The sequence below is a fragment of the Variovorax sp. 05T418 genome (assembly GCF_056396385.1).
Genome location: NZ_JBFTLJ010000002.1, coordinates 522,342 through 547,958, shown reverse-complemented (window position 1 = coordinate 547,958; position 25,617 = coordinate 522,342). Strand labels below are relative to the sequence as shown.

27 protein-coding genes are annotated in these 25,617 nt (G+C 67.1%); 14 read left to right on the top strand and 13 right to left on the bottom strand.

What is annotated here, in order from left to right; genetic code table 11:
- The first annotated feature begins 35 nt into the window (after window positions 1–35).
- Window positions 36–1,223, top strand: coding sequence for an L-rhamnonate dehydratase (rhmD, locus tag AC1DMS_RS05910; protein WP_018905552.1), 1,188 nt, complete (start codon window positions 36–38; stop codon window positions 1,221–1,223).
- 7 nt (window positions 1,224–1,230) lie between these two features.
- Here the strand turns inward: rhmD and AC1DMS_RS05905 are convergent, their stop codons facing one another.
- Entirely contained in the window at window positions 1,231–1,653 is a 423-nt protein-coding gene (locus tag AC1DMS_RS05905) for a cupin domain-containing protein (RefSeq protein ID WP_478081438.1), read from the bottom strand.
- A gap of 128 nt (window positions 1,654–1,781) precedes the next feature.
- On the opposite strand from AC1DMS_RS05905, the gene AC1DMS_RS05900 reads away from it, so the two are divergent.
- From AC1DMS_RS05900 to AC1DMS_RS05880, 5 genes are all read left to right on the top strand, one after another.
- On the top strand, window positions 1,782–2,228 hold the full coding sequence (locus tag AC1DMS_RS05900; RefSeq protein WP_478081437.1) for an ArsR/SmtB family transcription factor: 447 nt from the start codon (window positions 1,782–1,784) through the stop codon (window positions 2,226–2,228).
- Window positions 2,117–2,587 carry an SRPBCC family protein gene (locus AC1DMS_RS05895; RefSeq protein ID WP_062366610.1) on the top strand — a complete coding sequence of 157 codons (471 nt, stop codon included), beginning with the start codon at window positions 2,117–2,119 and terminating at the stop codon, window positions 2,585–2,587. Before AC1DMS_RS05900 ends, AC1DMS_RS05895 begins: the two co-directional genes overlap by 112 nt.
- A 79-nt stretch (window positions 2,588–2,666) precedes the next feature.
- On the top strand, window positions 2,667–2,852 hold the full coding sequence (locus AC1DMS_RS05890; protein ID WP_478081436.1) for a hypothetical protein: 186 nt from the start codon (window positions 2,667–2,669) through the stop codon (window positions 2,850–2,852).
- Window positions 2,853–2,884: 32 nt separating this feature from the next.
- A complete protein-coding gene (gene aroC, locus AC1DMS_RS05885; protein ID WP_412511317.1) occupies window positions 2,885–3,997 on the top strand; it encodes a chorismate synthase in 1,113 nt (370 codons plus the stop codon).
- Window positions 3,997–5,187, top strand: coding sequence for an MFS transporter (locus AC1DMS_RS05880; protein WP_278876912.1), 1,191 nt, complete (start codon window positions 3,997–3,999; stop codon window positions 5,185–5,187). Before aroC ends, AC1DMS_RS05880 begins: the two co-directional genes overlap by 1 nt.
- Before the next feature lie 96 nt (window positions 5,188–5,283).
- On the opposite strand, the gene AC1DMS_RS05875 is transcribed toward AC1DMS_RS05880, so the two are convergent.
- The gene (locus AC1DMS_RS05875) at window positions 5,284–6,645 is read right to left on the bottom strand and encodes a hypothetical protein (RefSeq protein WP_478081435.1); all 1,362 of its coding nucleotides are present in this window, start codon (window positions 6,643–6,645) and stop codon (window positions 5,284–5,286) included.
- A gap of 244 nt (window positions 6,646–6,889) precedes the next feature.
- Between AC1DMS_RS05875 and AC1DMS_RS05870 the strand changes: the two genes are divergently transcribed.
- The 6 genes from AC1DMS_RS05870 to AC1DMS_RS05845 all read left to right on the top strand — a co-directional run bounded on the left by AC1DMS_RS05870 (window position 6,890) and on the right by AC1DMS_RS05845 (window position 11,719).
- Entirely contained in the window at window positions 6,890–7,030 is a 141-nt protein-coding gene (locus AC1DMS_RS05870) for a hypothetical protein (protein ID WP_478081360.1), read from the top strand.
- A complete protein-coding gene (locus AC1DMS_RS05865) occupies window positions 7,027–7,530 on the top strand; it encodes a pentapeptide repeat-containing protein (RefSeq protein ID WP_418145604.1) in 504 nt (167 codons plus the stop codon). The genes AC1DMS_RS05870 and AC1DMS_RS05865 overlap by 4 nt, the downstream gene beginning before the upstream one ends.
- A 195-nt stretch (window positions 7,531–7,725) precedes the next feature.
- On the top strand, window positions 7,726–8,730 hold the full coding sequence (locus AC1DMS_RS05860; RefSeq protein ID WP_278876922.1) for a sugar ABC transporter substrate-binding protein: 1,005 nt from the start codon (window positions 7,726–7,728) through the stop codon (window positions 8,728–8,730).
- A gap of 16 nt (window positions 8,731–8,746) precedes the next feature.
- The gene (locus AC1DMS_RS05855) at window positions 8,747–9,706 is read left to right on the top strand and encodes an ABC transporter permease (protein WP_012748451.1); all 960 of its coding nucleotides are present in this window, start codon (window positions 8,747–8,749) and stop codon (window positions 9,704–9,706) included.
- Window positions 9,706–10,503 carry an ATP-binding cassette domain-containing protein gene (locus AC1DMS_RS05850; protein WP_012748450.1) on the top strand — a complete coding sequence of 266 codons (798 nt, stop codon included), beginning with the start codon at window positions 9,706–9,708 and terminating at the stop codon, window positions 10,501–10,503. The genes AC1DMS_RS05855 and AC1DMS_RS05850 overlap by 1 nt, the downstream gene beginning before the upstream one ends.
- Window positions 10,496–11,719: an ROK family transcriptional regulator gene (locus AC1DMS_RS05845; RefSeq protein ID WP_012748449.1), complete on the top strand. Its 1,224-nt coding sequence runs from the start codon at window positions 10,496–10,498 to the stop codon at window positions 11,717–11,719. The genes AC1DMS_RS05850 and AC1DMS_RS05845 overlap by 8 nt, the downstream gene beginning before the upstream one ends.
- Window positions 11,720–11,790: 71 nt before the next feature.
- Here AC1DMS_RS05845 and AC1DMS_RS05840 read toward each other — a convergent pair whose 3' ends face one another.
- The 9 genes from AC1DMS_RS05840 to AC1DMS_RS05800 are packed head-to-tail and all read right to left on the bottom strand — an operon-like array spanning window position 11,791 to window position 21,390.
- Entirely contained in the window at window positions 11,791–12,615 is an 825-nt protein-coding gene (locus AC1DMS_RS05840; protein ID WP_478180804.1) for a carbohydrate ABC transporter permease, read from the bottom strand.
- The gene (locus AC1DMS_RS05835; protein WP_012748447.1) at window positions 12,612–13,487 is read right to left on the bottom strand and encodes a carbohydrate ABC transporter permease; all 876 of its coding nucleotides are present in this window, start codon (window positions 13,485–13,487) and stop codon (window positions 12,612–12,614) included. The genes AC1DMS_RS05840 and AC1DMS_RS05835 overlap by 4 nt, the downstream gene beginning before the upstream one ends.
- 19 nt (window positions 13,488–13,506) lie before the next feature.
- The gene (locus AC1DMS_RS05830; protein ID WP_062366631.1) at window positions 13,507–14,838 is read right to left on the bottom strand and encodes an extracellular solute-binding protein; all 1,332 of its coding nucleotides are present in this window, start codon (window positions 14,836–14,838) and stop codon (window positions 13,507–13,509) included.
- 32 nt (window positions 14,839–14,870) lie between these two features.
- Window positions 14,871–15,965, bottom strand: coding sequence for an ABC transporter ATP-binding protein (locus tag AC1DMS_RS05825; protein WP_307592158.1), 1,095 nt, complete (start codon window positions 15,963–15,965; stop codon window positions 14,871–14,873).
- Window positions 15,966–15,991: 26 nt separating this feature from the next.
- Window positions 15,992–16,702 carry a cytochrome b family protein gene (locus AC1DMS_RS05820; protein WP_278876933.1) on the bottom strand — a complete coding sequence of 237 codons (711 nt, stop codon included), beginning with the start codon at window positions 16,700–16,702 and terminating at the stop codon, window positions 15,992–15,994.
- A gap of 3 nt (window positions 16,703–16,705) precedes the next feature.
- Complete coding sequence (locus tag AC1DMS_RS05815; protein ID WP_062366633.1) at window positions 16,706–17,827, bottom strand: ABC transporter substrate-binding protein; 1,122 nt, start codon at window positions 17,825–17,827, stop codon at window positions 16,706–16,708.
- Between the two features lie 28 nt (window positions 17,828–17,855).
- Window positions 17,856–18,947: an ABC transporter permease gene (locus AC1DMS_RS05810; RefSeq protein WP_478180803.1), complete on the bottom strand. Its 1,092-nt coding sequence runs from the start codon at window positions 18,945–18,947 to the stop codon at window positions 17,856–17,858.
- A complete protein-coding gene (locus tag AC1DMS_RS05805; protein ID WP_478180802.1) occupies window positions 18,944–20,461 on the bottom strand; it encodes a sugar ABC transporter ATP-binding protein in 1,518 nt (505 codons plus the stop codon). Before AC1DMS_RS05805 ends, AC1DMS_RS05810 begins: the two co-directional genes overlap by 4 nt.
- On the bottom strand, window positions 20,458–21,390 hold the full coding sequence (locus AC1DMS_RS05800; protein WP_478180801.1) for an SMP-30/gluconolactonase/LRE family protein: 933 nt from the start codon (window positions 21,388–21,390) through the stop codon (window positions 20,458–20,460). The genes AC1DMS_RS05805 and AC1DMS_RS05800 overlap by 4 nt, the downstream gene beginning before the upstream one ends.
- A 231-nt stretch (window positions 21,391–21,621) precedes the next feature.
- Between AC1DMS_RS05800 and AC1DMS_RS05795 the strand changes: the two genes are divergently transcribed.
- On the top strand, window positions 21,622–22,632 hold the full coding sequence (locus AC1DMS_RS05795) for a LacI family DNA-binding transcriptional regulator (protein ID WP_062366636.1): 1,011 nt from the start codon (window positions 21,622–21,624) through the stop codon (window positions 22,630–22,632).
- Window positions 22,633–22,650: 18 nt separating this feature from the next.
- Here AC1DMS_RS05795 and AC1DMS_RS05790 read toward each other — a convergent pair whose 3' ends face one another.
- Both AC1DMS_RS05790 and AC1DMS_RS05785 read right to left on the bottom strand, forming a co-directional pair.
- Window positions 22,651–23,721: an L-idonate 5-dehydrogenase gene (locus AC1DMS_RS05790; RefSeq protein ID WP_012748438.1), complete on the bottom strand. Its 1,071-nt coding sequence runs from the start codon at window positions 23,719–23,721 to the stop codon at window positions 22,651–22,653.
- Between the two features lie 12 nt (window positions 23,722–23,733).
- Window positions 23,734–24,687 carry a 2-hydroxyacid dehydrogenase gene (locus AC1DMS_RS05785; protein ID WP_018905573.1) on the bottom strand — a complete coding sequence of 318 codons (954 nt, stop codon included), beginning with the start codon at window positions 24,685–24,687 and terminating at the stop codon, window positions 23,734–23,736.
- Window positions 24,688–24,854: 167 nt separating this feature from the next.
- Between AC1DMS_RS05785 and AC1DMS_RS05780 the strand changes: the two genes are divergently transcribed.
- Window positions 24,855–25,616 carry an SDR family oxidoreductase gene (locus AC1DMS_RS05780; RefSeq protein WP_412511307.1) on the top strand — a complete coding sequence of 254 codons (762 nt, stop codon included), beginning with the start codon at window positions 24,855–24,857 and terminating at the stop codon, window positions 25,614–25,616.
- The last annotated feature ends 1 nt before the right edge of the window (window position 25,617 follow it).

Below are 25,617 nucleotides of genomic sequence, written 5' to 3'. Positions count from 1 at the left end.
CATCACTCTCCCTCTGCTCGACGAAAGGATTCCCCATGAGCATGCCCACGATCAAGCACGTGCGCGCCTTCACCCTCCGCGGTGGCGGCGCCGACTACCACGACCAGGCCGATGGCCACTGGATCGACGACCACATCTCCACGCCGATGAGCAAGTACCCCGAGTACCGGCAGAGCCGCCGCAGCTTCGGCCTCAACGTGCTGGGCACGCTGGTGGTGGAGATCGAGGCCAGCGACGGCACCGTCGGCTTCTCGGTGACGACCGGCGGCGATCTCGGCTGCTGGATCGTCGAGAAGCACCTGGCCCGCTTCATCGAGGGCGCCCGGGTGACCGACATCGAGAAGATCTGGGACCAGATGTACAACGCCACGCTGTTCTACGGGCGCAAGGGCATCGTGCTCAACACCATCTCGGGGGTCGACCTGGCGCTGTGGGACCTGCTGGCCAAGGTCCGCAAGGAACCGGTCCATGCGCTGCTGGGCGGCCCGGTGCGCGACGAACTGACTTTCTACGCCACCGGCGCCCGGCCGGACCTGGCGAAGGAGATGGGGTTCATCGGCGGCAAGATGCCGCTGCACCATGGGCCCGCCGAGCGCGAGGAGGGCCTCAAGAAGAACCTCGAGATGCTGGCCGACATGCGTGCCAAGGTGGGCTCCGACTTCTGGCTCATGCTGGACTGCTGGATGAGCCTGGACGTGGAATACGCCACGCGCCTGGCGACAGCCGCGCGCAACGAGTTCGGCCTCAAGTGGATCGAGGAAGCGCTGTCGCCCGACGACTACTGGGGCTACGCCGAGCTGCGCCGCAATGTGCCGCGCGGCCTGCTGGTGAGCACCGGGGAGCACGAAGCCACGCGCTGGGGCTTCCGGCTGCTGCTCGAGATGGAGTGCTGCGACATCCTGCAGCCCGACGTGGGCTGGTGCGGCGGCATCACCGAGCTGATCAAGATCTCGAACCTGGCCGATGCGCACGGCAAGCTGGTGGTGCCGCACGGCTCGTCGGTCTACAGCTACCACTTCGTCATCACGCGCCACAACAGCCCGTTCGCCGAGTTCCTGATGATGGCGCCGAAGGCCGACGAGGTGGTGCCGATGTTCAACCCCCAGCTTCTGGACGAGCCGGTGCCGGTCAATGGCCGCATGAAGGCCTCCGCGCTCGACGCGCCGGGCTTCGGCGTGCGGCTCAACCCGGACTGCGCACTGCACCGCCCCTTTCCCAGATGAGCGCCCCCTAGACCCACGGCGTCGGCGGCGGAATCTCGCACACCGGGTCGACGTCGATGCTCTTGAAGTCGGCCGGCGAGACGATCTCCAGGTATTCCATGTCGGGCGAGTAGTCGAACAGGAAGTGCCGGATGCCCGGCCGCTGGTGCACCACGTCGCCGGCCTCGACCCGCGTTTCCTTGTCCTCGTACATGAAGCGGGCCCAGCCCTTGAGCATGATCACGATCTGGAAGTCGGCCTCGTGGCGGTGCCAGCCGGTGCCCATTTCCGGTGCCATGTTGGCCTTGACGAGGTGCGCGATGACCTTGCCGTTGGTGGCCTCGGCAATGCCGAGGTCGCGGTAGAGAAAGAAATCGCGCAGGCCGCCCGAGACGTACGCGGTGTCGCCGGGCTTGACGTGGGAGAACTGGGTGGCGGTTCGGTCCAGCATGGGGCGCTCCTTCGCGGCAGTGGTGGTGATGGTGCGGCACGCATAAAGCGTTCCCAAAGACACCGGCCGCGAAGGGCTGATGCGGGCATTGCTTGACGCCTCCGCGGCGTGCCAGGATACTCAACCACATGGTTCACTCAGACAATGCCACGCTCGACGCCGTCTTTGCCGCGCTCTCCGACCCCACGCGCCGCACGGTGCTGGAAACGCTGGGCGAGCGCAGCCTCAGCGTGACCGAGCTGGCCGAGCCGCATGGCATGTCGCTGACCGGCTTCATGAAGCACCTGCGGGTGCTGGAGGACGCCGGGCTCATCTCGCGCACGAAAGAGGGCCGCATCGTGCGCTGCGAGCTCTCGCCGCGCCCCATGCAGGAGGCTGCCGTGTGGTTGTCGCGCTATGAGAAATTCTGGACCGGGCGCCTCGATGCACTGGCGCGCTTTCTCTACCACCAAGAGGAGACCGAATGGCAAAAGCTGCCGCCCCCGCCACCGAGCGACCCTCGCTCACCCTCCGCAGGCACTACCCCGTTGCCCCCGAAAAAGTCTGGCGCGCGTGGACCGACCCGCAAGCGCTGAAGGCCTGGTTCGGCCCTGAAGAAATCGTTTCCGTGCCGCTGGCCGAAGTCGACCTGCGCGTGGGCGGCCGCTTTCGGGTGGCCATGCGCGCGGCCGACGGCGAGACGCACGACGTGAGCGGCACCTACCTGGAGCTCGTGCCCAACCGCAAGCTGGTCTTCAGCTGGGCCTGGCGCAGCACGCCGGAGCGCGAGTCGCGCGTCACGGTGCGCATCGAGCCCGACGGCAATGGCTGCGAACTGGTCCTGCTGCACGAGCAGTTCTTCGACGAGGCCGCGCGCGACGGGCACAGCCATGGCTGGACCGGCGCCATGGGCAAGCTCGGGAAGTGGTTGGCAGGGCAGCATCAGGGCGCCTGAGCGGCTTTCACGCATTGCCGGCGCGCGGGCGAAGACCCATACTGGGGCCTCCACGACGAGACGACGAACGGAGCCTCCCATGAGCAACGAACTTCGCAAGAAGCTGCACGACCTGGCGGAACTGGCCGACAACACCTCGGACCCGCAGACCAAGGCCATCGTCGAGGCCATACGGCTGCAGACTGCCGTGCTGAACGAACGGCTCTTTGCCATCGAACTGCAGCTGGGCACGCTCACCAGGCGCGTGGAAAACACGACGGACTGAGTGGCCGCCGCTTTGTAGGGATAATCCCCACCATGAGCGGCAACACCTTCGGAACTCTCTTCGCGGTCACCAATTTCGGCGAGTCGCACGGCCCGGCCATCGGCTGCGTCATCGACGGCTGCCCGCCGGGCATGGAACTGAGCGAGGCCGACATCCAGGGCGACCTCGACCGCCGCCGCCCCGGCACCAGCCGCCACGTCACCCAGCGCAACGAGCCCGACGCGGTGCAGATCCTTTCCGGCGTCTACGAAGGCAAGACCACCGGCACCCCGATTGCGCTGCTGATCCAGAACACCGACCAGCGCAGCAAGGACTACGGCCAGATCGCCCAGCAGTTCCGCCCCGGCCACGCCGACTTCACCTACTGGAAGAAATACGGCATCCGCGATCCGCGCGGCGGCGGGCGCTCTTCGGCGCGGCTCACGGCGCCCATGGTGGCGGCGGGCGCGGTCGCCAAGAAGTGGCTGGCCGAAAAATACGGCATGGTGTTTCGCGGCTGCATGACACAGATCGGCGAGATCGCCATTCCGTTCGAGAGCTGGGACCACGTGCCCGCCAACCCCTTCTTCGCGCCGATGGCTGACGTGAGCGAGCTCGAGGCCTACATGGACCGCCTGCGCAAGGCCGGCGACTCCTGCGGCGCGCGCATCCGCGTCACGGCCAGCAATGTGCCCATCGGCCTCGGCGAGCCACTGTTCGACAAGCTCGACGCCGAGATCGCCTACGCGATGATGGGCATCAACGCCGTGAAGGCGGTGGAGATCGGCGCCGGCTTCGAGAGCATCACGCAGCGCGGCACCACGCACGGCGATTCGATCACGCCCACGGGCTTCGTCACCAACAACGCGGGTGGCATCCTGGGCGGCATCAGCTCGGGGCAAGACCTCGAAGTGAGCATCGCGATCAAGCCCACCAGCTCGATCATCAGCCCGCGCCAGTCCATCGACATCCACAACAACCCCGTCGAGGTGGTCACCAAGGGCCGCCACGATCCGTGCGTCGGCATCCGCGCGACGCCCATCGCCGAGGCCATGCTTGCGCTCGTGGTCATGGAGCACGTGCTGCGCAACCGCGCGCAGTGCGGCGATGTGCAAACGCAAGCCGAGAAGCCGGAATCCGCCTCGCCGCAGGCGTCCTTTCTCTAGTGTCTACCGCGCCGCCTGTGGCCGCCGGGCGCGGCCACCTGCTGGCGTTCGCTGGTCTGTCGGCCAGCTATTTCGCGCACATCGGTTTCTTCAACCCGTACCTGCCGCTGTGGCTCAAGGACCTGGGGCTGCCGATCTTCACGATCAGCCTGCTGGCCTCGGTGCAGTCGATCACGCGCGTGTTCGCGCCCTATGCCTGGGGCGCGCTCAGCGACCACACGGGGCAGCGCGTGAAGCTGCTGCGCTTCAGCGCCGCGGTGGCGCTCGCCAGCTCCTTCGGGCTCTGGTGGCATGGCGGCGCCTGGTGGCTGGCGCTGGTGCTGCTGGTGATGTTCACCCACACCAGCTCGATGATGTCGCTCACCGAAGCCGCCATGGCGCAGCTGGTGGCGGGCGACTGGGGGCGCTACGGGCGCATCCGGCTCTGCGGCTCGGCCGGCTTCCTGGTGACCGTGTTCTTTGCGGGCGAGTGGTTCGAGCGCTTCGGCATGAAGCACTTTCCGGCCTGGGCCGCGGGCACGCTGGCCATCGTGCTGATCGCGACCATGAAGCTGCCCGACATCCGCGAGCCGGTGGCGGCGCACGACGCGGCCAGGGAGCCGATCGGCCCGGTGCTGCGCATTCCTGCGGTGCGGTGGTTCTTCGCATCGCTGTTCTTCCAGGTGATGTCGCACTTCTCGGTCTATGCCTTCTTCTCGCTGTACCTCGACTCGCTCGGCTACGGCAAGAGCGTCATCGGCCTGCTGTGGGCGCTGTCGGTGGTGGCCGAGATCGTCTGGTTCTTCCTGCAGGGACGGCTCATCGGCCTCTTGCCGATGCCGCGCTGGATGCTGGTGTGCGGCATTGCCGCCGTGGCGCGGCTGGGCCTCACGGCCGGGCTGGGCGGCTCGATCGCAGCGCTCGTCGTCGCGCAATGGCTGCATGCGCTGAGCTTTGCGGCGCACCACACGACGTGTATCGCCGTGGTGTCGCGGCGCTTTCCGGGCCGGCTGCGCGGGCGCGGGCAGGCGCTCTTCACCGTGATCGGCTACGGGTTCGGTGGTGTGCTGGGCGTGCTGCTCGGTGGTGCGGTGGCGCAGGAGCTGGGGTACAGGACCATGTTCGCGCTGGCGGCTGTGCTGGCGGCGGTGGGGAGCCTGTGTGCCTGGCGGGTGGTGAGGCTGGAGGGGGCGGCAACGCGCGCCGCCTAGCACTCACGCAAAAAGAAAGCCGCGTTGCACCGCAACTGCGGCACAACGCGGCGTACGCGAATGTGAACGGCGCCGGCCCATGCCGGCGCCGTGCGATCAGGGCACCAGGCCGATCTGGAGGTAGCCGGTGGCCGGGTTGGTGCGCGCACCCACGACGACCGACAGCGTGCCGTCCTGCATCGCGAAATAGCGGTCGGTGCCGCTGCTGTTGATGAGCTTCAGGGCGGGAATCGAGGCGCTCGCCGCAGTGAGGCCATAGCTGACGTTGGAGACGGTGCCATCAGGCTTGGTCAGCGCTGCGGTATATGTCGTCGCGTCGAAGCCGAAGGTGCCCCAGGTGCCGTTGTTGTCTCCACCGCGCGCCGTGGTGTTGAGCCACGTCGACGAATCGACAAGGCCGATGCGGAAGATGGAGTCGTTCGGCGCAACGGAGTTGATGCCCGCCGCGACGTAGACCTTCTTTCCGTCCACCATGATGACCGCCAGAGCACCCTTGTCGCTCGCGTTGGCCACGTTCACGGTGCTCCACGACCCGGCGGACGAACCCGCCGAAATGGCGTAGGTTGCGATCGAGGCAGGTGGGCAGGCGGCAATGGAGGTGATGCCAACCTCATTGCACATGAGCAGCGATGTACCGCCTCCCGTCACTTGAACCTGGCGGATCTGCGAGTCGATCACGCCCGGCCGCATATTGATGCCGAAGCGGATGTAGATCCCGTCGAGCGCACTCTGGGTCGTCACGATGGCGCGGGACCCGATGAACGGCTGGACAGCGTAGCTGCCCGGGACCTGTGCAACCTGGAACGGGAACGAGCCCACCACGGCGTCGGTGATCAGCCGGAAACGGCTGTTGTTCGTCGCCGCGGTATTGCGCGAACTCTTGAAGACATAGGTTCCGGGTTGCGCAGCGTCGGCACTGAACGAGTCCGACACGGCGAGGCCGGTCTCGTCGGTCATCACGTACGACATCGTGTCGAAATTGAGCGCGAGCGTCTGCTGGCTGCCGTTCGTCGCGTACACCTTGTAAGACAGGTTCCGGGCGTCGCCTGCGGCAACATTGAAGACCGTGTCCTTGGTCAGGGCTGCATTGGCCGTCGCCTTCGCGCTGACGGTAAACATGCTGGCCGCATTGGTGTTGTTCGCGATCTGCGCAGACCACTTGGTGCTGGAAATATCCGCATTGCGCAGGCTCACGGAACCGGCAGGGTCGGAACTGCTGTTCCAGTCCGAGCCAAGGTTCGGGGTTACCGTGACCACGTCACCCGGCTTGATGGAGTACTTGCCGTCCCCATTGGCCGTTGCGGAACTGCCATTGACCTGAACCGTCACGCTCAAGGTGGCCGCGGGCAGGATCGGAAACGGCAATCCGCCGCCCCCACCACCGCCACCACCACCTCCTCCACATCCCCCCAACGCCCCGACCAAAGCGGCCGCAGCGGAAAAATAAAACCATTTCATTACATTTATTCCATTTTTTGATTGATGTCGCCACCCATCGGAAGACATGCCCCTCGACTGTCAGATCGTAAATGAATACAGAGAAATGTAAGAATTTATAGGCATTCGGGATATCCCGAACGATGTCTCATCCGCGTCTCCGAGGTGCGCAGGCGGTGTCGACTTTGCCGGCAATTGGATGGGTCTTCGTATTGCCGCTCGCCATAAATCGATACTTAAAATAATTGCACACAAGGAGGCGAGCATGAAGCTCAAATTGAAAACAAAAATCTTATTTCCTGATCTGCGGGCTGTTGAAGCGCGAGGCGCAAGCCGTCGGCGCGCGTTTGCGCAAATTGCAGGATCGCCGCTCAATACAAGAATCCGGGCAAATAAAAAACCATGAGCGCCCAACAAATCATCCTCGACCACGACAAATGGCGCAAAGGCCTCGGCGGCGCGCCCGCGGGGCTGGCCGGCCAAAGCGATGCCAATGCCTATGCGGGGCTCGACCTGGAGACGGCGCAATTCGACTCGTCGTCCTTCGCGGGCAGCAGCTTCACGGACACGGTCTTCCGGCACGCCGGCTGGACCGCCTGCCAGTTCGACGGCTGCAGCTTCACGCGCTGCAATTTCGAGCACATTGCCATGGTGGATTGCGTGTTCACGCGCTGCGCCTTCGACCATGCGCAATTCAGCCAGAGCTCGCTTCGCGGCTGCCGCTTTGTCCAGTGCACATGGAACGGCATGAACTTCGACGGCAGCGACTGGCGGAACGTGCAGGTGCTGGAATGCAAGGGAACGGACGTGCACGCCAGGAACCTGCGCGGCGAGCAGGTCGACTTCACGAACAGCTATTTCGAGCAGCTCGAATTCGAAGGCGCCTTGCTCAACAACAGCCGGTGAAGGGGCCGGAAACGGGGGACGCGGCCGAGCCCCGCAACCCCGGGTTTTCGATAACTAAAACCACTTGATTTAGTCGCTCCCCTCATCGATAGTCTCCCTGCGTCCGGCCGCCGCTCCCTTGCACAGAGGGCACGCGGCCGGTTATCCAGCCCTGCGGGCGCGTGCCGCCCGCCAACGAACGTACGGAGACAAACCATGTTCAGCTCCCGCTCCATCCTGGCCATGGCGGCCATGTCCCTGGCTGCATCGTCCGCCGCCTTCGCCGCCGACCAGCCCGTCATCGGCCTGGTCACCAAGACCGAGACCAACCCCTTCTTCGTCAAGATGAAGGAGGGCGCGCAGGAAGAGGCCAAGAAGCTCGGCGCCAAGCTGCTCTCTGGCTCGGGCAAGGCCGACGGCGACAACGCGGGCCAGATCACCGCCATGGAAAACATGATTGCCGCGGGCGCCAAGACCATCCTGATCACACCGAGCGATGCCAAGGCCATCGTGCCGGCGATCAAGAAGGCGCGCGACAAGGGCGTGATGGTGATCGCGCTCGACAGCCCGGCCGATCCGCCGGATGCGACCGACGCACTCTTTGCCACCAACAACTACACGGCCGGCGTGCTGATCGGCGAATACGCCAAGGCCGCGATGGCCGGCAAGCCCGCCAAGATCGTCGCGCTCGACCTGCTGCCGGGCCACCCGGTGGGCGCGCAGCGGCACAACGGCTTCATGAAGGGCTTCGGCCTGCCGGCCAACGACGCCAAGTCGAACGAGCTGTCGAAGGCGCCCGAGATCGTCTGCATGGCCGACAGCTTCGGCGACCAGGCCAAGGCGCAGACCGCAATGGAAAACTGCCTGCAGAAGGCGCCCGAGGTGAACCTGGTCTACACCATCAACGAGCCCGCCGCGGCCGGTGCCTACAACGCGCTCAAGCGCGCGGGCAAGGAGAAGGGCGTGCTGATCGTCTCGGTGGACGGCGGCTGCCAGGGCATCAAGGACACCAGCGCCGGCATCATTGCCGCCACCTCGCAGCAATACCCGCTCAAGATGGCCGCCATGGGCGTGGCGGCGGGCGTGGAGTTTGCCAAGACGGGCAAGAAGGCCTCGGGCTACGTCGACACGGGCGTGACCCTGATCGCCGGCAAGAGCGTGTCGGGCGTCGACAGCAAGGACACCAAGACCGGTGCCGAGCTGTGCTGGGGCAAGAAGTAAGCATCGGAGCGTTTTGATGGCGAAATCTCCGAAGCACCACATCCCGTGGGGCGCCCTGGGGCCGTGGCTGGCTCTGCTTGGCGCATGCATCTTCTTTGCGACGCAGTCCGACCGTTTCCTGACGGGGGACAACCTCTCGCTGATCCTGCAGCAGGTGATGGTGGTCGGCGTGATCGCCATCGGCCAGACGCTGATCATTCTCACGGCGGGCATCGACCTGTCGTGCGGCATGGTGATGGCGCTGGGCGGCATCATCATGAGCAAGTTCGCGACCGAGCTCGGGCTGCCGGTGCCGGTGGCCATTCTTTGCGGCATCGGCGTGACGACGCTGTTCGGGCTGGTCAACGGCCTCTTGGTCACGCGCATCAAGCTGCCGCCCTTCATCGTGACCTTGGGCACGCTGAACATCGCCTTCGCGATCACGCAGCTGTATTCGTCCTCGCAGACCGTCACCGACCTGCCCGCCGGCCTCACGGGCCTGGGCACCACCTTCGCCGTCGGCGGCGCCGCGGTGGCCTGGGGCGCGGTGCTGATGCTGGTGCTCTATGCGCTCGCATGGTTCGTGCTGCGCGAAACGGCCGCGGGGCGGCATATCTACGCGGTGGGAAACAACGCAGAAGCCACGCGCCTGGTGGGCATTCCCACGCAGCGCGTGCTGCTGGGCGTTTACGTGGCGGCGGGCGCGCTCTACGGCATTGCCTCGCTGCTGTCGGTGGCGCGCACCGGCGTGGGCGACCCGAACGCGGGGCAGACCGAGAACCTCGACGCCATCACGGCGGTGGTGCTCGGCGGCACCAGCCTGTTCGGCGGCCGCGGCGTGGTGCTGGGCTCGCTGATCGGCGTGCTGATCGTGGGCGTGTTCCGCAACGGGCTCACGCTGATGGGCGTGTCCTCGATCTACCAGGTGCTGGTGACGGGCGTGCTCGTGATCTTGGCGGTGGCGGCAGACCAGCTGTCGCGCCGGGGAGCCCGCTGATGAATGCCGTCGCAAACCCCAAGATCGTGATGCAGGCCCGGGGCCTGGTGAAGCGCTATGGCCAGGTCACGGCGCTCGACGGTGTCGACTTCGAGCTGCGCGAAGGAGAAATCCTCGCGGTGATCGGCGACAACGGCGCGGGCAAGTCGTCGCTGATCAAGGCGCTGTCGGGCGCCATCGTGCCCGACGAGGGCGAGATCCTGCTCGACGGCTCGCCGGTGCACTTCCGCAACCCGCTCGATGCGCGGCGCGCGGGCATCGAGACGGTCTACCAGGACCTGGCCGTGGCGCCCGCCATGACCATCTACGAGAACCTCTTTCTCGGCCGCGAGCTGCGCCGCCCGGGCTTCCTGGGCAACATGCTGCGCATGCTCGACAAGAAGAAGATGCTGCACGAAAGCGCGGCCCGCATGGCGGACCTGAAGGTCGGCATCCAGTCGATGACGCAGGCGGTGGAAACGCTCTCGGGCGGCCAGCGCCAGTGCGTGGCGGTGGCGCGCAGCGCGGCCTTCGCGCGGCACGTGGTCATCATGGACGAGCCCACCGCCGCGCTTGGCGTGAAGGAGGGCAACATGGTGCTCGAGCTGATCCGCCGCGTGCGCGACCGCGGCCTGCCGGTGGTGCTCATCAGCCACAACATGCCGCATGTGTTCGAGGTGGCCGACCGCATCCACGTGGCGCGCCTGGGCAGGCGAGCGGCGGTGCTCAATCCCAAGAACATCAGCATGAGCGACACGGTGGCCGTGATGACCGGCGCCATGACCGCCGACCAGCTGCCCGCGGAGGCGCATGCCTGATGCAGAAGCCCCTGCGCGCTCGCCCGACCTGCTGCGGCCCCGCGGGTCCAACCAGGTCGGCATGCGCCAGTTCAACGAGCGCACGGTGCTGCAGGCGCTGCGCGTCCACACCAGCCTGCCCAAGGCCGACCTCGCGCGGCTCACCGGGCTGAGCGCGCAGACCATCGGACTCATCACCGCGCGACTCGAGGAAGACGGGCTCATCGTCAAGCAGGGGCGCGTGCGCGGCCGCATCGGGCAGCCTTCGGTGCCGCTCGCGCTCAACCCCGACGGGGCCTTTGCCATCGGCATCAAGGTGGGCCGGCGCGGCGCCGAATGGCTGCTGATCGACTTCACCGCGAAGGTGCGCGAGCGGCATGCGATCAGCTACGACTTTCCCGATGCGGACGAGCTGCTGCCCGCCATCGCGCAGCACATCCACCGGCTGCGCGAGGGCCTCGGGCCGCTGGCCGTGCGCAACGTGGGCGCGGGGCTGGCCGCGCCGTTCCAGCTGGGCGGCTGGCACCGCACGCTGGGGCTGTCGAAGGCGCAGGCCGACCTCTGGAACCAGATGGACCTGGCGGCCGAGGTGCGCGCGCGCACCGAGGTGCCCGTGAGCTTTGCGCGCGACACCGTGGCGGCCTGCGTGGCCGAGCTGGTGGGCGGGCGCGGCCATGACTTGAAGAGCTTTCTCTACATCTTCGTCGACACCTTCGTGGGCGGCGGGCTGGTCATCAACTCGCACCTGCACACGGGCGCGCACAGCAACGCGGGCGCGTTGGCTTCGTTGCCGATGCAGTCGGTGCGAGCCGATGGCGCGCTGCCGCCGCAGGTGATGGCCGAGGCCTCGCTGTGGGAGCTGGAGCAGCGCCTGCAAGGCGAAGGGCTCGATCCTGCCGCGGCCTACGACGACCGCGCGTTGCAGCCCCCTTTTGCCGCTGCAACGCAGTCATGGCTCGGCTCCGCATCGCTGGCATTGGCGCACGCCATCGTCAGCGGCACCGCAGTGCTCGATCTGGCCGACGTGGTGATGGACGGTTCCATGTCGCGCGCATTGCTCCAGGCCCTTCTGGAACAGACGCGCGCCGCGCTCGCGCAATGCAACTGGGAGGGCCTGTGGCCGCCGCAGTTGCACGGGGGCAGGGTGGGGGCGCAGGCCTGTGCGCTCGGCGGGGCGATGCTGCCGCTGCACGCCAACTTCGCGCCCGACCATGACGTGTTCCTCAAGGCTGGTTGAGAAGCCGTTGCTGCCGTCGCAACGTACCTCATGCACGCCTTTGCGGGCCGCCCCCTTCTTTGGGTGAAAGTTCAGCCTTTTACCGCCCCCGCGGTCATCCCCGTGATGATCTGCCGCGCTGCTACGAAGGTGAAGATCAGAGGCGGGATGGCGATCAGGCTGCCCATTGCCATCACCTTGCCCCAATCCACGCCCATGTCGGTGATGAACAGCGACGCAGCCACTGGGAGCGTGCGTGTCTGCCGGTCGGTCAGCACCAGCGCGAGGATGAATTCGTTCCACGCGATGCGGAAGGTGAAGATGGACGCCGCCGCGAGACCCGGCCCCATCAGCGGCAGCAGCACCTTGGTGAACACCCGCACCGGCCCACAGCCGTCGATCGCCGCGGCCTCCTCCAGTTCGACCGGCACCTGCAGTACGAAGCCATAGAGCAGCCAGATGGTGAACGGTAGATTCACCGCGACGTACAGCAGGATCAGTCCCCACAGGCTGTTCACCAGTTGCCATTGGCTCCAGATCATGAACACCGGAATCGCGAGCACGGCCAGAGGCACCGTACGCAGCAGCAAAGTGGTGTAGCCCACTGCCGAACGGCCCGGAAAGCGAAAGCGCGCCAGCCCATAGGCGGCCATGCAGCCCAGCACCAGGGTAATGGCTGTGGCGATCACGCCGACGAACAGACTGTTGCCCAGATAGCGCCCCAGGTTGTCTTCAGTGAGCACTGCGCGGTAGTTCTCCAGCGTGGGCATGAAGATGAAATTCAGCGGCTCCGCGAAGATACTCACCTGTTGGCGCAGGCTGGTCGTGAAGATCAGCGCAATGGGCGCCACGCACAGCAGGCCCAGCGCAACAAGCATCGCGTAGTGCGCCACCACCAGGAGCAAAGGCCGCTTCATGCCGACTCCTTCAGCGGGTTGGACAACCGTAGTGCGCCCCACGACAGTGCCGCCACCACGACCAGCAGCAGAACCGACACCGCAGCCGCCACGCCGAGCTGCTGTCCCACAAACGCGGTCTTGTAGATGTGCAGCGACAGTATCTCGGTGCTGTCGCCCGGCCCGCCGAAGGTCAACACGTAGATCACCTCCAGCACGCGGAAGGCGTCGATGAGCCGCATCACCAGCGTGATGGCAATGACGTTCATCACCATCGGCAGCTTGACCTTGAAGGTCATCTGCCACCAGCGCGCGCCGTCGATGCGCGAGGCCTCGATGACCGCGCCGTCGACGTTCGCCAGTGCTGCCACCATCATGATGAAGACGAAGGGCGTCCACTGCCAGACGTCGGCAATGACGATGGCAATGAAGGCCAGCGTCGGGTCGGCCAGCCAGCCCATGGGCGCCACGCCGAATATGCCCAGCAACGCGTTGAGCAGGCCGAACTGCGCATCGAAGATGTAGCGCCACGCGAGCCCCACGGCAATGGGCGCGATCATCATCGGCAGGATGAACAGCGTGCGAAACAAGGCTGTCCCGCGCACCGGGTGCTCCAGCGCCAGGGCCAGCGCAATGCCCAGCACCATCTCGGCGCTCACGCACACGGCCGCGAACATCAGCGTGGTCCACAGCGACGACCACACGCGTGGGTTGGAGAAGGCCGAGACGAAGTTGTCCAGGCCGGCCCAGCGCGCGCCAGACCAGGGCGTGCCCAGGCCCCAGTCGAAGAAGCCGAGCTGGATGGCCGAGACGACCGGATAGAGGCAAGCGGCCGCCATGACGAGCACGGCGGGGCCGACGTAGAAGACAGGAAGCCAGGCGGGTCTGCGCATCGGGGATCGTGCCGTGGCGTCAGACCGTGTAGCCGGATTCGCGCATGATCTTCTTCACCGTCGGCACCAGTTCGTTGAGCGCGGCCTCGGCTGTCTTCTTGCCGATCAGTGCTTCGGAAATGCCCACGCCAAGCGCCTGCACGTTGATCTTGTCCCAGGCCGCGATGATCGGGCGCCAGTCGGGATTGGAATACTTCAGCGCTTCGCGAAAGACGATGTACTCGGGGTACTGGCGCACCAGGTCGGCATCGGCCATCGTCGAATTGCGGATCGGCACGCCGCCCGCGCGCGCGACCGCCTTGTCCTGCGCCTTCGAAGTCAGCCACTGCATCAGCAGGAAACCGGCATCGGCGTTCTTCGCGTTCTTCGGAATCGCAAGGCCCAGCCCGCCCGATTGCGAGGAACGCCGCGTCCCCGCAGGATGCAGCGCCCAGCTCACTTTGCCTGCGACGCGGCTCTTGGCGGGGTCGTTGACCAGGCCGGCCAGCAGTGTCGAGTCGAGGTACATCGAGGCCTGTCCCTGCAGGAAGGCCGTGTTGCTCTCGCCCTGCCCATAGCCCGCGATGCCCGCCGGGCCGGTGGCGACCACTTCCTGCAGGAACTTCAGCGCGGCCACGCCTACCGAATCGTTGAAGCGCGGCTCCCATCTGGCGTCGAAGATCGCGCCGCCCATCGGGTTCAGGTGCAGCAGCCAGGCATGCACGCACTGGTGGCCGGCCTGTCCGCGCGAGGCCAGCGCGCCCATGCCTTCCTTGTCCTTGATCAGGCGCAGCAGCTTGCCGAACTGCTCGTAGTTCTCGGGCGGCTGCAGGTTGTGCTTGGCGAAGATGTCGCGGCGGTAGGCCAGCACCGAGGTCTCGGCGCCGTACGGCAGGCCATAGAGCTTGGCGCCTGCGCCGGGCAGATAGCCCTTGGGGCCGCCGACGAGGCCGAGGTTCTCCAGGTAGATCGGAATGATGTCCTTGATGTCGTAGGCCGGATCGGCGAGCGCCGCGTCCGACAGGTAAGGCTCCAGCGGGCGTACCAGGTTCTTGGCTGCGTACTCGCCCTTCCACATGACGACGTAGCTCACCAGGTCGTAGTCGCCCTGGGGCTTGGCCATTTCGAGCAGTTGCTTGTCCTTGAGGCGTGCCATCGCGAGCTTGTCGATCTCGACCTTGATGCCGGTCTCGCGCGTGAACTCCGGCAGTATCTTCGCCATTGCGTCGTAGTGCGGATGCGAAGGCACGTTGAGGGTGACTGTCTGGCCCGCGTACTTGGCGTAGCGGTTCTGCGCGAGCGCGCCACTGAATGGCAGGCCGGCGCCGAACACGGTGATCGCGGTGCGCTTGATGATGTCTCTGCGTTGCATGGAACCTCTCCTTGGGAAAAAAGCGAAAACCGTCAGGGTCGCAGCGATTGGCCGCTGGCCGTGTCGAACAGGTGCATGTCTTCAACGTGGGCGTTCAGCCCCAGCGGACCGTGCAGCAGTCCATGCGCATCGCCCTGCACCGTGGCTGTAATGCGCGCGCCACCCGGCGACGCCAGGTGACCGACGACCTGGCTCTCGGTGCCGAGGTACTCGACGATGTCGACCTTGACGTTCAGAGGTGCGTAGCCGTTGGCCACGTGCAGGGCCTGCGGTCGGATGCCGAGCGTGAGCGCCTGGTCCGCCGAGCTCACTCTTTCACGCAGCCAGGCGGGCGCGGGCAGCTCGAAGCCTTCGCCGCACAACGTGCCGTGGCCCGCTGGCCGGTCGGCGAAGCGCACCGGCAGCAGGTTCATGCCCGGCATGCCGATGAATGCCGCGACGAACAGCGTCGCCGGCCGGTTGAAAACCTCCGCCGGCGTGCCGACCTGCTGGATGCGCCCCTTGTCGAAGATGACGATCCGGTCGGCCAGCGTCATCGCCTCCACCTGGTCGTGCGTGACATACACGGTGGTCTTTGCCAGGCGCTCGTGCAGCAGTGCCAACTCGGCGCGCATGTGGCCGCGCAGCTTGGCATCGAGGTTCGACAGCGGCTCGTCGAACAGGAACACCTTGGGCTCGCGCACGATGGCGCGGCCGATGGCCACGCGCTGGCGCTGCCCGCCCGACAGCTCCTTCGGCCGGCGGTTGAGCAGGTGCTCGATGTTCAATACCTTGGCCGCGACCGCCACCTTGGCGCGGATCTCCGCTGCGGGCCGGCCTGCGAGGCTGAGCGCAAAGCTCATGTTCTGCGCCACGTCCATGTGCGGGTACAGCGCATAGTTCTGGAACACCATCGCGATGTCGCGCGACATCGGAGGCAGTGCGGTCACGTCTCGCCCACCGATACGAATCTGTCCTTCGCTCACGCTCTCCAGGCCCGCCACCATGCGCAGCGTGGTGCTCTTGCCGCAGCCCGACTCGCCCAGCAGCACGACGAACTCGCCTTCATGCACCGCAAGGTCGAGCTGCTGCACGACGGTGACATCGCCGAACCGCTTGGCGACGTTGCTCAATTCCAGACCTGCCATGAACACACTCCCTTTTTTATTTCGATTCAATGAAAGGGCCGACGCACGCCCCAGCCGACCGGTGGTATTCGATTGCCAGGGTGCATGGGGTCGGGGCCCCAGATCGCCTGGTAGGTGTCGATGCAGCGCCCCCGCCGTTGCAGTGCCGAGAATGCAACCCCCAGGGCTACCCACCAGAAGCCCAGTACCAGGAGCATCCAGCGCGGCGCATCGGCCACCACCAGCCCGAGCGCGATGACGCCGACGGCCACGGCCACCGCGAGCCAGCCGACTGTTTTGTGGATGCGCTCGAAGGCCAGCCGCCATGGCGTCATGTCGTAGTGGTCGCCGCGAAGCCGGTGATCGGTCGGGCCGCCCTTGCTGCCGCGCAGAAAACCACCGGCCACCTGCGCCCACCCGGCCAGGCACAGCGCCCAACCCGCCACCGCATGGAGGCGCGCGAGTCCGCTACCCCCAGCCCCCTGGGCACCGCGCCACGCGAGCAGCGCGCCTACCGTCATCGCCAAAACGCCGCTCCACTGCAGCACGCGGTGCGCACGCCACCAGAAGGGGTTGTCGAGCCGGTGCGGCCATCCCTGCGACGGCATGACCTTGCAGAAGCGGGCCACCAGTGCCCCCAGGGGCAGCAACAGGCCCCATCCCAGCACCATGAGACGTGCGTGCCAGGCGGCCCAGGATGCGATCTCGTGGGTTGTCGCACCACTCAACGGTGCCATGAGCCAGTCGAGCGGCGGCACGGCCTACTTGCCCCACACAGCCTTGTACTGCGTCCGATAGCCGTTGTCCGGATCGAACACATTCTTCGGCCCGCCGTCCTTGCCCACGTTGCCCGCCGTCACCAGATGCACCTTGGGCACGTAGCCCGACCACTTCTCCTTGGCGAAGGCGCGGTTGAGCTCGTCGACGATCTGCCAGCCCTGCATGTTGAGCGGTTCGGGCACCGTGCCGGCCTGGTAGCGCTGCGTGCGGATGCGCTGGTAGGCGGCCTCGGAGCCGTCGCCGGCCGACACCGCCTTGGGCGATCCGTCGCCCTTCTTGCCCGCCGCGGTGAGCGAGGGGCCCATGAAGTCGAAGTACAGGTCGTTGATGGCGAGCGAGTGCGTCCACTTGTCGCCAAAGCGCTGCAGCAGCGAGGTGGTGAGCTGCGGCATGCGGGTCGAGCTTTCGGAGATCGGGCTGTCCTCGAAGCTCAGCACGGTGCAGCCGCCGCACTTCTTGATGACCGCCTCCATCGCGCGCGCCTTGTAGAGCGCAATCGCGTACTGCGAATCGGTGAAGATCACCACGCCCGCCTTGCCGCCCGAATCGGCCACCACCCACGAGGCGGCGACGTCGGCCACGTCGTCGGTCACGGTGGTCACGTTGGCGAAGAGGCCCGCCTTGTCGTTCGGACCCGGCTGCTCGCCCGAATGCCAGCCGACCAGCGGAATGCCCGACTTGGCCGCGCCCGAGAATGCCGCCTTCTGCTCGGTGGTGTCGAAGCCGCCGACCACGATGCCCGCGGGCTTCACGGCCAGCGCCTGGTTGAGTGCCGCGGTGCGCCCGCTGACCGTGCCCTGGCCGTCGATGACGCGCACCGTCCAGCCGATGGCGCGCGCCGCTTCCTCCACGCCCTTGCTCACGCCCACGATGCCGCCGTTCTTCATGTCGCCCGCGACGAAGACGATGGTCTTGCCCGCGGCGGCCTTGGGGCCGGTGGTGGGGCCATCCCATTTTTCCTTGGTCATCGTGGCGATCTCGACCTTCTTCTTCGCGGCATCCAGGAAGTCGTCGGCCATCGCCTTGGGCGCCAGCGCGGCGGCGCACAGCGCCAGCACGGCGGCGGCGACGGTGCGCGCGGGAACCACACTCTTCTTCTTCATGCTTGTCTCCAGTCGTTGCGGTGAACCGTCACTTCGACGGCGTTGAGGGAATCGGTTGTTGCGCATGGTCGAGCTGGCGCTCGGCGATGCGCCGCTTGATCGAGCGGTTGCGCCGCTGCTGTGCCCAGCCCGCGATGCCGATGGACACCAGCAGCGTGAGCCCGTTGAAGAGCGGCTCGACATAGAAGGCACCGCCGAACTGCTGGATGCCCGAGATGCCGATCGCCAGGATCGCCACGCCCACCAGCGTGCCCCACACGTTCACCCGGCCGGGCCGGATGGTGGTGGAACCCAGGAAGGCGCCGACCAGCGCCGGCAGCAAGAATTCGAGCCCCACGCTGGCCTGGCCGATCTGCAGGCGCGAGGCGAGCAGCACGCCCGCAAAGCCCGAGAGCAGGCCCGAGGCGACGAAGGCGCCCATCACATGCTTGCGCACCGCGATGCCGTTGAGCTGCGCCGCCTTCGGGTTGGCGCCGATCACGTACAGCGCGCGGCCCAGCGGCGTGAACTCGGTGACGACCCAGAGCGTGACGCTCACCGCGAGCACGTAGAACGCGCCGACGGGCAGGCCCAGCAGGCTGCCGCCCGCGATGCCGACGAAGCCCTCGGGCAGGTCGCCCACCACCTGGCGTCCGCCGCTGTGCCACATCGCGACCGCATAGATCACGGTGCCGGTGCCCAGCGTGGCAATGAAGGAGTCGATCTGCGCGAGCTCGACCAGGAGGCCGTTGAGCACGCCGAAGAGCGCCGCGCACAGCAACACGATGAGCACCGCGGCCGGCCACGGCAAGCCGAACTGCGTCTGCAGGCTGATCGCGAGGATGTGCCACAGCACGATGCCGTAGCCCACCGTGAGGTCGATCTTGCCGGTGATCATCGGGATGGTCGCGGCGAGCGCCAGCAGCGCGATCACCGACTTGTCGGCCAGGATCGCGCGCAGGTTGAACAGCGTTGGAAAGGTGTCGGGCAGCAGCAGCGAGAACAGCAGGGCGAGGCCCGCCATCAGCGCCACGAGGCCATAGACCGGCATTGCGCGGCCGATGCGCTGCGCGAAGGAAACGGCCTCGCCGTCGAGCGACTTGTCGGGCTCCAGGGCGGTGGATTTGATCGAACTGCTCATGCGGAAATTTCCTCGTGCGCCACGGCGGCGCCTGCTGCCAATGCCAAAAGTTTTTCCACCGTGATCGCCTCGCCCGTCAGTTCGGCGGCGATCAGCCCGTCGCGGAAGACGAGCACGCGGGTGCACACGGTCGCGATTTCCTCGAAGTCGGTGGAGACCACCACCAGCGCGGTGCCGGCCTCCGCGCGCTCGCGCAGCACGCCGTAGATCTGCCGCTTGGCGCCGACATCGACGCCGGCCGTGGGCTCCTCGAGCACCACCAGCGGCTTGTCCAGGTGGAACCAGCGCGCCAGCACCACCTTCTGCTGGTTGCCGCCCGAGAGCTGCTGCACCTCGGCCGACGGCGCGGGCGGGTTGATGTCGAAGCGGCGGATCAATGCGAGCGCGCTGTTGTTCTCGCGGCGCGGACGGTCGAAGGCCAGGCCGCGATCACCATGCAGCGCGGCGTTGGGGAACAGGTTCTCCAGCACCGTCATCGAGCCGGCGAGGTTTTCTTCGAGCCGCTCGCCGGCGACATAGGCCACGCCCGCGCGAATGGCATCGGCGGGGCGGGTGAAATCGCATTCGCCGCCGAGCAGCCGCATGCGGCCGGCCGACAAGGGCTCGCGCCCGAAGATCGCGCGGCTGATGGCCTCGTGCCCCGCGCCGCGCAGGCCGACGAGGCCCAGCACTTCGCCGCGGTGCACAGAGAGGCTCAGCGGGCCGGCATTGCCGCTGGCCGCGCCGTCCAGCTGCAGCACCGGTGCGCTTGCTGCCGGAACGTTCGCCTTGGGCACCGAGGCCGAGAGCGCCTTGCCGACGATCAGGCCGACCAGTTCGCCTTCGTTGGTGTGCGCCGTGGTCTTCACCGCCACCAGCTTGCCGTCGCGCATCACGGCTGCGCGGTCGGAGATGGCCATCACTTCGTCGAGCCGGTGCGACACGTAGAGCATCGCCATGCCCTGCCGGCGCAGTTCGCGCAGCACGCCGAACATGCGCTCCACGTCGCTCATCGGCAGGCTGGCCGAGGGCTCGTCGAGCACCAGCAGGCGCGCCTTGACTTCGAGCGCACGGCCGATGGCGAGCAACGATTTCTCGGCCCGCGTGAGCGAGAACACGCGGCGGCCGGGGTCGATGTCGCAGCCCACGCGCGCCATCACGCGGCGTGCGGTGTCGTTCGCGGCGGACCAGTCGATGAGCCCGAAGCGGCGAGGGTAGCCGGTGCCGAGGCACACGTTCTCGGCCACGGTCATCCATTCGACAAGGCCCAGGTCCTGGTGAATGAAGGCGACGGGTTGCTCGCGTCGGTCGGTGCGCCGCCAGGCGGCTTGCGGCTGGCCGTCGAAAAGAATCTCGCCCTGGTCCGCGGGATAGATGCCCGCGAGCAGCTTGATGAGCGTGGATTTGCCCGCGCCGTTCTCGCCGAGCAGCGCGAGGATTTCGCCGGCGCGCACATCGAGCGTCACGTGGTCCACGGCCTGCGTGCCGCCGAAGCGTTTGCAGAGGGACTGGAATTGCAGGAGGGGCGCGCTCATGGGCAGGTCGCTCCGCGCGTGTGGAGGCGGATGCGATAGAGCGAAGTGGAGGCGCACACGTAGAGCGCGTTGCCGTCGCTGCCGCCGCTGCCGCCGAACGTGAGGTTGCCCACCTTTTCCGGCACGGCGATGCGCGCCATGCGCGTGCCGTCGGGGTGGTAGACCTGCACGCTGTCGGCGCTGCTCGTGTAGAGGAACCCGTTCACGTCGACGCGAAAGCCATCGGAGAGCCCCGGGTTCACCACGGCGAACACGCGCGGGTTGGCGAGGTCCTGTCCGCCGATCACGTCGAAGGCGACGATGTGGTGGTGGCCCGAGCCGTCGGTGCGCAATGCGGCCGAGGTGTCGCTCACATAAAGGATGCTTTCGTCGGGCGAGAAGGCCAGGCCGTTCGGCTCTTCGATGAAGTCGCTCACCGCACGCAGCGCACCGGTGGCGGGGTCGAAGCGAAAGACATGGTTGCAGCCCAGTTCGCTCTCGGCCTTGTGGCCTTCATGGTCCGAGACGATGCCGTAGGGCGGATCGGTGAACCAGATGCTGCCGTCGCGCTTCACGACCACGTCGTTCGGAGAGTTGAGGCGCCGGCCCTGGTAGCGGTCGACCACGACCTCGTCGGCCAGCGGCACGAAGCCCGGGCCGAAGCGGGTGCGCACGATGGCACGCCGGCCGTGCGAGCAATGGAGCAGGGCGCCATCGGCCTCGCGCGTGTGGCCGTTGGTGAACTCCACGCCTTCGCGCCACACGCTCATGCCGGTGTCGGCGTGCCAGCGCAGCATGCGGTTGTTGGGAATGTCGCTCCAGAGCACCGCGCCGTCTTCGCGCATCCACACCGGGCCTTCGCTCCATGCCGCCCCGGTGCACAGGCGTTCGAGCGGCGGGGCGCCATGGACCACGGGTGCGAAACGGGCGTCGAAGACTTCGATGGTCATGGCCGAAGTCTGGCATCGAGTGTGATACCGGTAACCTAGGCTTTTCCCGAACAGGAGTGCGGTCTGGCGTCACTCTAGAATTTCCACCATGCCGGACATCGGAAGATCCGATCCGGATGCGAAATTTTCGTTATCGGTATCCATCGAATCCCTCGCATATCCTCAAGCCCATTCCAGAGAGAGCACTTGCCCCCGACCAAAGCCCCCGCCCCCCCGTCCCGCCCGGCAACAATGGCCGACGTGGCCGCGCGCGTCGGCGTCTCGAAGATGACGGTGTCGCGCGCGCTGAACCGCAGCGCGGGCAGCGACCGCGCGACCTCCGAGGCGCTGCGCCAGCGCATCCTGCAGGCCTGCGAGGAGATGGGCTATGTGATCGACCAGACCGCGCGCACCTTCTCCAGCAAGCGCTCGGGCTTCATCGCGGTGCTGATCCCGTCGCTCAACAACTCCAATTTTTCCGAAACCGCGCAGGGCATCACCGCGGCCGTCGAAGCGCGCGGCCTGCAGGTGCTGCTGGGCTATACCGACTACCGCGTGGAGAACGAGGAGCGCCTGCTGCGCGCCATGCTCGCGCGCCGGCCCGAAGGCGTGATCCTCACCGGCGGCTCGCACACCCCCGCCGCGCGCGCCATGCTGCAAGCGGCGGGCGTGCCGGTGGTCGAGACCTGGGACCTGCCCGCCACGCCCATCGAGCACACGGTCGGCTTCTCCAATGCGGAGGCGGCCGGCGCGATGGTGCGGCACCTGCACGGACAGGGCTACCGGCGCATCGCCTTCATCGGCGGCACCTCGAACCGCGACACGCGCGGGGCCGACCGGCAGCGCGGCTATGCGCAGGCGATCCGCGAACTCGGCCTGCCCGACGGCCGCGTGATCAGCTTCGGCCAGCCGCCGATCTCGATGGCGCAGGGCGGCGAAGCGGTGGCGCAATTGATCCGCCAGTGGCCCGACGTGGACGCGGTGCTCTGCGTGTCCGACCTGTCGGCGTTCGGCGCCTTGATGGAATGCCAGCGCCGCGGCTGGGAGGTGCCGGGCCGCATCGCGATCGCGGGCTTCGGCGACTTCGAGGTCGCGCGCGCCTCGCACCCGCGCATCACGACCGTGGCGGTGGATTGCGTGGGCCTGGGCAAGGCGGCCGGCGAGCTGCTGCTGCGCGTGATGGATGGTGCCGTCGACGGCCATCGCCCACCGCCGGAAACGGTGCTGATCCCGTTCCAGATCACCCAGCGCGAGAGTTCCTGAGCCCGCTCCCGCGCGGACTCAGGCGGTTGCGGCTTCCCCGGCGTCCGCAAAATCGATCAGCACCTTCATCGCCTGCTTCCGGTCGCTCGCCAGCTCGAAAGCCTCGCGCGCCTGCAGCATCGGAAAGGTGTGCGACACCACCGGCGACAGGTCGACCCGCCCTTCGTTGATGAGCCGCACCGCCAGCGCGAATTCCGCATGGAAGCGGAACGAGCCGCAGATGCTGAGCTCCTTGGCCACCACCATGTTCTGCGGAATGCTCACGTCGCCGCCCAGGCCCAGCTGCACCACCACGCCGCGCGGGCGCATCACCTCGAGCCCGTCGCGCAGGGCACGCTCGTTGCCCGAGCATTCGAGCATCACGTCGAACGTGCCCTTGTCGGCCGAATAGCGCGACACCCAGGCCTTGTCCTGCGCGACGTTGATGGCGTGGTCGGCGCCGATGGCGCGTGCAATCGCGAGCGGTTCGTCGACCACGTCGGTGGCCACGATCTCGGCCGCGCCATGCACGCGCGCCGCCGCAATGGCCAGCACGCCGATGGGCCCGCAGCCCGACACCAGCACGCGCTTGCCCAGCAGCGGCCCTGCGCGCGAGACGCCATGCAGCCCGACCGAGAACGGCTCGGCCAGCGCCGCCAGCCGCAGCGGCACGTGGTCCGCCACCTTCACGCATTGCGTGGCCTCGCACAGCAGCATGTTGCGGAATGCGCCCTGCACGTGCGGCATGCGCATGGCGCTGCCGTAGAAGCGCATCTCCAGGCACTGGTTGGGCAGGCCTTCGAGACAGAACTTGCAGGCGCCGCAGGGGCGGCTCGGATTGATGGCCACCTTGTCGCCGATGCGCACGCTGTCGACGCCGGGCGCCGTCGCCACCACGGTGCCGGCCACCTCGTGGCCCAGCACCATCGGCTCCTTGATGCGCACCGTGCCGAAGCCGCCGTTGTGGAAGTAGTGCAGGTCGGAGCCGCAGATGCCGCCCATGCCGACCTTCACCAGCACCTGGCCCGGGCCGATCTCGCCCGCGTCCTGTTCCTCCAGCCGCAGGTCGTCGGGGGCATGGATCACGAGGCACATACAACGCATACGCATGGAATTTCTCCTTCAGGCCACGGGGGTAATGAGAGGCAGGCCGCCGAAGTGCGCCTGCAGGTTGCGGCGCACCAGCTCGCCCATGGCGCGGCGCGTCTGCTCGGTGCCGCTGCCATGGTGCGGATGCAGCACCACATTGTCGAGCGCCGCAAAGCGCGGGTCGATGCGCGGCTCGTTCTGGAACACGTCGAGCGCCGCGCCTGCGATGCTGCGCTGCTCGAGCGCCTGCAGCAGCGCGCCTTCGTCCACCGTGGTGCCGCGCGACACGTTCACGAACCAGCCATTGGGCCCCAGCGCCTGCAGCACTTCCGCGTTGACGATGCCCCGCGTGGCCTCGCCGCCGGGCAGGATGACGATCAGCACGTCGCACCATTCGGCCATGGCCGCGAGGCTGCCGAAGTGGCGATGCGGGCTGTCCTCGCGCGCCGTGCGGCTGAAGTAGCCCAGCTCCATCTCGAAGCCCGAAAGCCGCCGCGCGATGGTGCTGCCGATGCGGCCGAAGCCCGCGATGCCGATGCGCTGGCCGAAGACGCGCGTGGTCAGCGGCATGCCGCCGTTGGCCCAGGCGCCGCTGCGCACGAAGGCATCGCCCGCGGGAATGCGCCGCTGCAATGCCAGCGTGAGCCCGACAGCGAGGTCGGCCACGTCGCCGTTGAGCACGTCGGGCGTGTTGGTCACGCGGATGCCGCGGGCGCGGCAGGCCGCAAGGTCGATGCCGTCGGTGCCCACGCCGTAGCAGGCGATCAGTTCGAGAGCGGGCAGGGCGGCGATGAGTTCGGCGTTCGCGCCCAGTTCGCCGCGCGTGGCGACCGCGCGGATGTTCGGCGCATGTTCGGCGATGAAGGCCTGCCGGTCGGGTGCCTCCCACAGGCGGTGCAGCGTGTACTGCGACCGCAGGGGTGCCATGTCCCATTCGGGGTAGGTGCCGGGCATCAGCACGTGCGGGGATGGGGTGGCAGCGGTCAAACGGTTCTCCTGCGGTGAATCGCAAATATGATATCGGTAACTCTAGAGGCCGCAAGGGAGAGATGGAATACAGGTTTCACCCATTGACGACAATTCAAGATACCGGTAACTTGAAAGGACTGTCACACACCCATCCCGCATCCGCTTTCCTCCCCAAGGAGCTTTTCTTGAAATTGTTCGACCTGTCCGGGCGCATCGCCCTCATCACCGGCTCCAGCAAGGGCATCGGCTTCGCGCTGGCGGCGGCGCTCGGTGCGGCCGGCGCTCGCGTCGTGCTCAATGCGCGCGATGCCGCTTCGCTCACCGCGGCCCGCGATGCGCTGCGCACCCAGGGCGTGGCAGCCGAGGCCGTGTCCTTCGACGTCACCGACGCCGCTGCCGTGGAAGCCGGCGTGGCCCGCATCGAAGCGGAGATCGGCCCGATCGAGATCCTCGTCAACAACGCCGGCATGCAGCATCGCGGTCCCTTCGCGGAGTTTCCGATCGATGCCTGGCACAAGATCACCACCACCAACATCGACAGCGTGTTCCTCGTCGGCCGCTTCGTGGCGCAGCGCATGATCGAGCGCAAGCGCGGCAAGATCATCAACGTCTGCTCGGTGCAGAGCGAACTGGGGCGGCCCAACATCGCGCCCTACGCCGCCACCAAGGGCGCGGTGAAGATGCTCACCAAGGGCATGGCGATCGATCTCGGCAAGCACGGCATCCAGGTCAACGGCCTCGGCCCCGGCTACTTCAAGACCGAACTCACCGAGGCGCTGGTGAACGACGAAGCCTTCACCGCATGGCTCTCGGGCCGCACGCCGGCCGGACGATGGGGCGATGTGCAGGAGCTGGGCGGCGCGGCCATCTTCCTGGCCTCGGATGCCTCGAGCTTCGTCAATGGCCACATCCTCTACGTCGACGGCGGCATCACCGCCAGCCTCTGAC

Excerpts from the sequence above, each read along its gene's own strand:
- rhmD (WP_018905552.1), top strand. The coding sequence starts at position 36 with ATGAGCATGCCCACGATCAAGCACGTGCGCGCCTTCACCCTCCGCGGT.
- AC1DMS_RS05905 (WP_478081438.1), bottom strand. The coding sequence starts at position 1,653 with ATGCTGGACCGAACCGCCACCCAGTTCTCCCACGTCAAGCCCGGCGAC.
- AC1DMS_RS05900 (WP_478081437.1), top strand. The coding sequence starts at position 1,782 with ATGGTTCACTCAGACAATGCCACGCTCGACGCCGTCTTTGCCGCGCTC.
- AC1DMS_RS05895 (WP_062366610.1), top strand. The coding sequence starts at position 2,117 with ATGGCAAAAGCTGCCGCCCCCGCCACCGAGCGACCCTCGCTCACCCTC.
- AC1DMS_RS05890 (WP_478081436.1), top strand. The coding sequence starts at position 2,667 with ATGAGCAACGAACTTCGCAAGAAGCTGCACGACCTGGCGGAACTGGCC.
- aroC (WP_412511317.1), top strand. The coding sequence starts at position 2,885 with ATGAGCGGCAACACCTTCGGAACTCTCTTCGCGGTCACCAATTTCGGC.
- AC1DMS_RS05875 (WP_478081435.1), bottom strand. The coding sequence starts at position 6,645 with ATGAAATGGTTTTATTTTTCCGCTGCGGCCGCTTTGGTCGGGGCGTTG.
- AC1DMS_RS05870 (WP_478081360.1), top strand. The coding sequence starts at position 6,890 with ATGAAGCTCAAATTGAAAACAAAAATCTTATTTCCTGATCTGCGGGCT.
- AC1DMS_RS05865 (WP_418145604.1), top strand. The coding sequence starts at position 7,027 with ATGAGCGCCCAACAAATCATCCTCGACCACGACAAATGGCGCAAAGGC.
- AC1DMS_RS05860 (WP_278876922.1), top strand. The coding sequence starts at position 7,726 with ATGTTCAGCTCCCGCTCCATCCTGGCCATGGCGGCCATGTCCCTGGCT.
- AC1DMS_RS05855 (WP_012748451.1), top strand. The coding sequence starts at position 8,747 with ATGGCGAAATCTCCGAAGCACCACATCCCGTGGGGCGCCCTGGGGCCG.
- AC1DMS_RS05850 (WP_012748450.1), top strand. The coding sequence starts at position 9,706 with ATGAATGCCGTCGCAAACCCCAAGATCGTGATGCAGGCCCGGGGCCTG.
- AC1DMS_RS05845 (WP_012748449.1), top strand. The coding sequence starts at position 10,496 with ATGCCTGATGCAGAAGCCCCTGCGCGCTCGCCCGACCTGCTGCGGCCC.
- AC1DMS_RS05840 (WP_478180804.1), bottom strand. The coding sequence starts at position 12,615 with ATGAAGCGGCCTTTGCTCCTGGTGGTGGCGCACTACGCGATGCTTGTT.
- AC1DMS_RS05835 (WP_012748447.1), bottom strand. The coding sequence starts at position 13,487 with ATGCGCAGACCCGCCTGGCTTCCTGTCTTCTACGTCGGCCCCGCCGTG.
- AC1DMS_RS05830 (WP_062366631.1), bottom strand. The coding sequence starts at position 14,838 with ATGCAACGCAGAGACATCATCAAGCGCACCGCGATCACCGTGTTCGGC.
- AC1DMS_RS05825 (WP_307592158.1), bottom strand. The coding sequence starts at position 15,965 with ATGGCAGGTCTGGAATTGAGCAACGTCGCCAAGCGGTTCGGCGATGTC.
- AC1DMS_RS05815 (WP_062366633.1), bottom strand. The coding sequence starts at position 17,827 with ATGAAGAAGAAGAGTGTGGTTCCCGCGCGCACCGTCGCCGCCGCCGTG.
- AC1DMS_RS05810 (WP_478180803.1), bottom strand. The coding sequence starts at position 18,947 with ATGAGCAGTTCGATCAAATCCACCGCCCTGGAGCCCGACAAGTCGCTC.
- AC1DMS_RS05805 (WP_478180802.1), bottom strand. The coding sequence starts at position 20,461 with ATGAGCGCGCCCCTCCTGCAATTCCAGTCCCTCTGCAAACGCTTCGGC.
- AC1DMS_RS05800 (WP_478180801.1), bottom strand. The coding sequence starts at position 21,390 with ATGACCATCGAAGTCTTCGACGCCCGTTTCGCACCCGTGGTCCATGGC.
- AC1DMS_RS05795 (WP_062366636.1), top strand. The coding sequence starts at position 21,622 with ATGGCCGACGTGGCCGCGCGCGTCGGCGTCTCGAAGATGACGGTGTCG.
- AC1DMS_RS05790 (WP_012748438.1), bottom strand. The coding sequence starts at position 23,721 with ATGCGTATGCGTTGTATGTGCCTCGTGATCCATGCCCCCGACGACCTG.